The sequence below is a fragment of the Corallococcus praedator genome, from assembly GCF_003612125.1.
In the GTDB taxonomy this organism is placed as follows: Bacteria; Myxococcota; Myxococcia; order Myxococcales; family Myxococcaceae; genus Corallococcus; species Corallococcus praedator.
The window spans coordinates 1-6,263 of the sequence record NZ_RAWI01000482.1; the positions used below are offsets into that span (position 1 = coordinate 1).

Annotated in this window: 4 protein-coding genes and 1 pseudogene; 3 read left to right on the forward strand and 2 right to left on the reverse strand. The window is 70.7% G+C overall.

Annotation, left to right across the window (positions count from 1 at the left end):
• Positions 1-25 precede the first annotated feature (25 nt).
• From D7Y13_RS36710 to D7Y13_RS36720, 3 genes are read left to right on the forward strand one after another with little or no spacing between them, the layout of a single operon-like run.
• Positions 26-1,255 (forward strand): TolC family protein, encoded by a 1,230-nt coding sequence (locus tag D7Y13_RS36710; protein WP_120535826.1) that lies wholly within the window; start codon positions 26-28, stop codon positions 1,253-1,255.
• 5 nt (positions 1,256-1,260) lie between these two features.
• Positions 1,261-2,460, forward strand: a complete 1,200-nt coding sequence (locus tag D7Y13_RS36715) for an efflux RND transporter periplasmic adaptor subunit (RefSeq protein ID WP_120535817.1) — start codon at positions 1,261-1,263, stop codon at positions 2,458-2,460.
• Complete coding sequence (locus D7Y13_RS36720; protein ID WP_120585955.1) at positions 2,457-5,576, forward strand: efflux RND transporter permease subunit; 3,120 nt, start codon at positions 2,457-2,459, stop codon at positions 5,574-5,576. Before D7Y13_RS36715 ends, D7Y13_RS36720 begins: the two co-directional genes overlap by 4 nt.
• Before the next feature lie 61 nt (positions 5,577-5,637).
• On the opposite strand, the pseudogene D7Y13_RS49605 reads toward D7Y13_RS36720, so the two are convergent.
• Together D7Y13_RS49605 and D7Y13_RS48830 are read right to left on the reverse strand one after the other, a co-directional pair.
• Positions 5,638-5,769: pseudogene (locus D7Y13_RS49605) on the reverse strand (GFA family protein); the annotation flags it as partial.
• 19 nt (positions 5,770-5,788) lie between these two features.
• On the reverse strand, positions 5,789-5,911 hold the full coding sequence (locus tag D7Y13_RS48830) for a hypothetical protein (protein WP_255425952.1): 123 nt from the start codon (positions 5,909-5,911) through the stop codon (positions 5,789-5,791).
• Between the last annotated feature and the right edge of the window lie 352 nt (positions 5,912-6,263).

Genomic DNA, 6,263 nt, shown 5'->3' on the forward strand with positions numbered 1-6,263 from the left:
GGCCCCGGATGCCGGCGCCACCCCGCTGACGCTGGAGCGCGCCGTGGCGCTCGCGTCGGAGCGAAACGAGGCCGTGCTCTCCGCTGGGCAGCTCGCCGAGGCCGCCGGTGCCCGTGTCGCCCGCGCCCGCGCCTTCTTCCTGCCCAGCCTCACGGCTTCCGGCACCTACACGCGCCGCCTGCGTGAATCCACGCGCGAGGTCGGTGGGCAGACGGTCGTCCTCCAGCAGTTCAACGCCCTGGGCGCCAACTTCACCGGGCGGGTGGCGCTCTTCGACGCGCGCGGCATCCCGCTCTACCGGGCCGCGAAGCTGGAGAGCGAGGCGGCGCAGCTGGACGCGGTGGAGTCGCGCCGGCAGGTCTCCTTCTCCGCCGCCAACGCCTTCCTCGTCACCCTGGCCAACCAGCAGGTGTATCAGGCCGCCGAACAGCGCCTCGCCTACGCACGCCAGGGGCTCGCGGACGCGCAGGCCCGGGCCTCCGCGGGGCTCGCCAGCACCAATGACGTCACCCGCGCGGAGCTGGAGGTCGCGACCGCGGAGGCCAACCTCGCCGCGGCGCTGGGCACCGCGGAGACGAGCCGCCTGGAGCTGGGCTTCCTGCTCGTCGAACCCGTCCAGGGGGAGCTTGCCCCACCGGAGCCGCTGCTCGCGGACGCCGCGCGGCCCGCCCCGGCGCTGGAGGTGCTCACGCAGGGCGCGACGGACCGGCGGCCGGACATCCTCGCGGCCAACCTGCGGGTGCGCTCGCTGCGTGAGAGCGCGAAGGAGCCCCTGGCCCGCCTGCTGCCCTCGCTGGGAGCGACCGCGCAGTACCGCCTCACCAACGAGGCGGGCCTCAACGGCAACGTCGGCGATGGTTTCCTCGCGGTGGATCTCACCTGGAACCTCTTCGACGGCGGCACGCGCTACGCCGAGCGCCGCGAGCGCGTGGCCAACGCCAACGCGGCGGAGCTGAACACGCAGGCGTCCACGCGGCGGGTGACGGTGGACATCGAACAGGCGCGGGTCAATCTGGAGACGGCCCGCGCCGCGCTCGCGCAGACGGAGCAGGCGGCCCGCGCGGCGCGCAAGAACGCCACCGAGACGGGCATCCTGTACCGCCAGGGCCTGTCCACCGCGCTCACCGTGGCGGACGCGTCACTCAGCCTCTTCGAGGCGGAGGTCGCCCTGGCGCGCAACCGCTACGGGCTGGGCGTGGCGCTGCTGGGCCTGAGGGCCGCTGTCGGACTCAATCCGTTGGGGAAGGAACCGTGAAGGCAATGCGACGCACTGGAGTGCTGGCCCTGTCCCTGGCCGTGCTGTCCCTGGCCCCGGGCTGCAAGAAGGAAGAAGCGGTCGCCGCGGGCGGTGGCAAGGGCGGCAAGGGCGGCGTGTCCGGCCGGGGCCCCATCCAGTTCCCGGTGGAGGTCGCGCCGGTGGAGACGCGCGACGTGGAGTACGCCGTCAGCGCCGTGGGCTCGGTGGAGGCCTTCGAGCGCGTGCAGATCACCGCGCGCGTGCCGGGCGCGCTGGAGAAGGTGAACTTCAGCGAGGGCCAGGCGGTGAAGAAGGGCGACACGCTCGCGGAGATCGAACCCGCGCGCTACGCCATCGCCGTGCGGGCCGCGGAGGCCGTGTTGCAGAAGGCCCAGGCCTCGCTGGTGGAGGCGAAGGCCGGGGCCCAGCGCCGCGCGGAGGTCAACGCGCAGAGCCCGGGCCTGCTGCCCGCCGAACAGCTGGAGACGTTCCAGGCCCGCGCCGCCACCGCGCAGGCGGACGTGGCCTCCGCGAAGGCGATGCTGGAGCAGGCGCAGCTCAACCAGCGCGACGCCTACGTGCGCGCCCCCATGGACGGCGTCCTCCAGACGCGCACGGTGCAGACCGGCCAGTACGTGCAGCCGGGCGTGGTGCTGGCCACGCTCCTGCGGCGCGAACCGCTGCTCTTGCGCTTCAACGTGCCCGCCGCGGACGTGACGCGCATCACCCCGGGCATGCCCGCGAAGTTCACGGTGCGCTCGGACGGCGGAAGCTATTCCGCGAAGATCACCTACGTGGCCGCGAGCGCGGATGACCAGAGCCGCATGGTGGCGGTGACGGCGGAGGTGACGGGGGAGGCGGCCCAGAAGCTGCGGCCCGGCGCGTTCGCCACGGTGAGCGTGCCGGTGGAGACGCGGGGCGGCAGCCCGGTGATTCCGCAGACGGCCATCCGCCCCAGCGAGCGCGGCTTCCTCGCGTTCGTGGTGGCGGACAACAAGGCCCGCGAGCGCATCCTGGAGCTGGGCCTGCGCACATCCGACGGGCGGGTGGAGGTGAAGGAGGGGCTGAGGCCCGGTGAGACGCTGGTGGTGCGCGGCGCCGAGGCGCTGCGTGACGGCGTCGCCGTGCGCGTGTCGGAGAGCCCCAAGCCGAAGGTCACCGGCGAGCAGCCCGCGACCGAGGCCCGCACGGACACGGCGGCGGGCACGGAAGGTCGGCCATGAGCATCACCGACGTCTGCATCAAGAAGCCCGTGTTCGCCTGGATGATCATGGCGGCCACGATCATCTTCGGACTGGTGGCGGCCCAGCGCATCGGCATCAGCCAGTTCCCGGACGTCGACTTCCCCACCATCAACATCTCCGTGTCGTGGGAGGGCGCCAACCCGGAGGCGGTGGAGACGGACGTCGTCGAGTTCATCGAGGAGGCCGTGACGCAGGTGGAGGGCGTCAAGAGCATCACCTCGTCCGCGCGCCAGGGCAGCGCCAACATCACGGTGGAGCTGGACCTGTCGCGCAACGTGGACCTGGCGCTCCAGGACGTGCAGACCAAGGTGAGCCAGGCCCAGCGCCGGCTGCCGCTGGACATCGATCCGCCCGTCGTCTCCAAGTCCAACCCGGAGGACCAGCCCATCATGTGGCTGGGCGTGTCCGGGCCCTTCTCCCAGCAGGTGGTGAGCGACTTCGCCCGCTACCGCGTGAAGGAGCGCCTGCAGACGGTGCCCGGCGTGGGCGAGGTGATGCTGGGTGGCCTCTTGGAGCGCAACGTGCGCATCTGGGTGGATGCCCAGAAGCTGGACTCGCACGGGCTCACCGTCACGGACCTGGTCGCCGCGCTCCAGCGTGAGCACGTGGAATTGCCCGCCGGCCGCATCGAGACGGAGGGCCGCGAGGTCAACGTGCGCTTCATGGGCGAGGCGTTGGACCTGGAGACGCTGCGCGACGTGGTGGTGCGCGAGGAGGGCGGCCGCGCGGTGTACCTGCACGACGTGGCCATCGTGGAGGACGGCTTCGAGGACGAGCGGCGGCTGGCGCGCGTCAACGGTGAGCCCGCGCAGGCCCTGGGCATCAAGAAGCAGCGCGGCGCCAACGCGGTGGCCGTGGCCCAGGAGGTGCGGCAGGTGCTGGCGCAGCTGCAGAAGGACCTGCCCGAGGGCATGAGCGCGAGCATCAACTTCGACTCGACGCAGTTCATCGAGGAGAGCGTGCACGAGATTGAGTTCGAGCTGCTCCTCGCCTGCATCCTCACCGCCTTCGTGTGCTGGGTGTTCCTGGGGTCGCTGTCGAGCACGCTCAACGTCGTCCTGGCCATCCCCATGTCGCTGTTGGGCACGGTGGCGGTCATCTATTTCCTGGGCTTCACGCTCAACACCTTCACGCTGCTGGGACTGGCGCTGGCGGTGGGCATCGTGGTGGACGACGCCATCATGGTGCTGGAGAACATCTTCCGGCACGCGGAGGAGGGGAAGGACCGGGTGCGCGCCGCGCGTGAGGGCACAGCGGAGATCACCTTCGCGGCCCTGGCGGCGACGCTGGCGGTGGTGGCCATCTTCCTGCCCGTCGTCTTCATGAAGGGCATCATCGGCCGGTTCTTCCTCCAGTTCGGCGTCACGCTGTGCGTGGCGGTGCTGCTGTCCTACGTGGAGGCCATCACCCTGGCGCCCGCGCGGTGCGCGCAGCTGCTCAAGACGTCGCGCGAGCACCGCGGTCGCGTGGGCGTGGTGGTGGACAAGGCCTTCACGAAGCTGGAGAATCTGTACGCGCGCATGCTGGCCTGGGGGCTGGTGCGGCCGTACCGGGTGCTGCTGGTGGCCGTGGCGATGCTGGTGCTGAGCGCGTTCGCCTTCAAGGCGCTCCCCGGTGAGTTCGTGCCGTCCCAGGACCAGGGCCGCATGGCCGTGCGCCTGCAGACGGCGGTGGGCAGCAGCCTGGAGGAGACCAACCGCCTGTTCAAGCGCGCGGAGGAGTTCGCCGCCAGCCGGCCGGAGGTGACGCGCGTGTTCTCGGTGGTGGGCGGCGGCGGAGGCGGCGGTTCCAGCGTGAACTCCGGAAACATGAACCTGACGCTGCTGCCGCGCGACCAGCGCATGTCCCAGGCGGAGTTCGCGCAGGTGCTGCGCAAGGAGCTGAACAGCTACCCGGGCCTGCGCGCGGTGGTGCAGGACCTGTCGCAGGCGGGCTTCACCGCGCAGCGCGGCTTCCCGGTGGAGTTCAGCGTGCGCGGTTCGGACTGGGACAAGCTGGTGGAGGCAAGCCAGACCCTGCGCGATCAGCTCACGGCGTCCGGCAAGGTGGTGGACCTGGACACGGACTACCAACTGGGCCAGCCGGAGCTGCGCATCACGCCGGACCGGGCGCGCGCGGCGGACGTGGGCGTGCCCATCCAGGCGGTGGCCTCCACGGTGAACGCGCTGGTGGGCGGCGTGCGCGTGGGCAAGTACAGCAGCGGCGGGCGACGCATCGACGTGCGCCTGCGGCTGCTGGCGGATCAGCGGTCGCGGCCGGAGGACCTGTCGCTGCTGAAGGTGCGCACGGCGAACAACACGCTGGTGCCGCTGTCGTCGCTGGTGACGCAGCAGGAATTGCCCGCGTTGCAGGCCATCACGCGGCGCGACCGCGAGCGGGCCATCAGCCTGTTCGCCAACGTGGCGCCGGGCTCCAACCAGGAGGAGGCGCTGGCCACGGTGGAACAACTGGGCAAGGACCTGCCCGGAGGCATCCGCGTGGTGGCGGGCGGCGCGAGCGTGGCGTTCCGCGACTCGATGAGCAGCCTCATCTTCGCGCTCTTCCTGGGCATCGCCGTCGCGTACATGGTGCTGGGCGCGCAGTTCAATTCGTTCCTGCACCCGGTGACGGTGCTGACCATCCTGCCGCTGTCGGTGGCGGGCGCGTCGTTCGCGCTGCTGGCCACGGGCAACACGCTGAACATCTTCAGCATGATTGGCCTGCTCCTCCTCATGGGCATCGTGAAGAAGAACTCCATCATCCTGGTGGACTACGCGCTCCAGCAGCTCGAGCTGGGCCTGGACGCGATGCAGGCCATGCTGCGCGCGGGTCCGGTGCGCCTGCGGCCCATCCTGATGACGTCCACGGCGACGATGATGTCGGCGGTGCCGGCGGCGCTGGCCCTGGGCGCGGGCAGTGAGACGCGCGCGCCCATGTCCATCGCGGTGCTGGGGGGCCTGTCGGTGTCCACGGTGCTGAGCCTGCTCGTGGTGCCCGCCTTCTACGTGGTGGCGGACCGCTACAAGACGCGGCTGGGCAGGTGGCTGAGCCGGGGCAAGGGCGGGGACGAGAAGCCTTCGTCGCAGGACGTGTCCCAGCCGGCGACGCACGGGTAGGAGTTCGGGAAGCCCACCCGGGCGTCTGCTGCGGTAGGTCAGTCCATGTGCTCCACCGCGCCTGCACGCCGTAGACGCTGCCGGTGCGCTGCTGACACGCGAGGCAGTGGCACATCGAGACACGCAAGGGTTCGCCCTCGCACGTCAGGTGGAGCTGACCGCAACCGCAAGCCGCACGACGTTGCTGGGACATGGACTTCCTTCGGGGAGGATCAGGGCGTCTGCGAGAACGTGTACATGCTCACGTCCGAAGGCGTGGAGTAGTGCTCCGAGCTCCAGGCATTGTCCGCGCTGTAGGTCAGGGTGATCTCCTGGCACGGAGAGTCCTCGGTCACGCGGGTGCTGGCGCGGTAGCCGGGGTCGAGCGCGGTCAGGTTGCTTCAATCCCATCGAGCTGTGGTGGGCGGACCTGAAGTGCCAACTCCGAAAGCTCGCGCCTCGCGCCCTGGAGGATTTGGCCAGGACGGTGAGGCAGTTGCGCGCGGCGACTCCGCTCGCGAAGCTCGCGGCGTGGTTCCGCCACTGCCTCTCCTTCCTTCAGCTCAACTGATCTTCGCGTTACGACGGTGCTCACGAACGTGGATCGAGGCAGGCGCAGGGCGTAGCCCTCGGTGGGCCCATCCCATGCGTGACGAGCAAGGGCGAGCGCGCCAGAGCCCATAGATTGAGGTCATGGGCGCACCACTT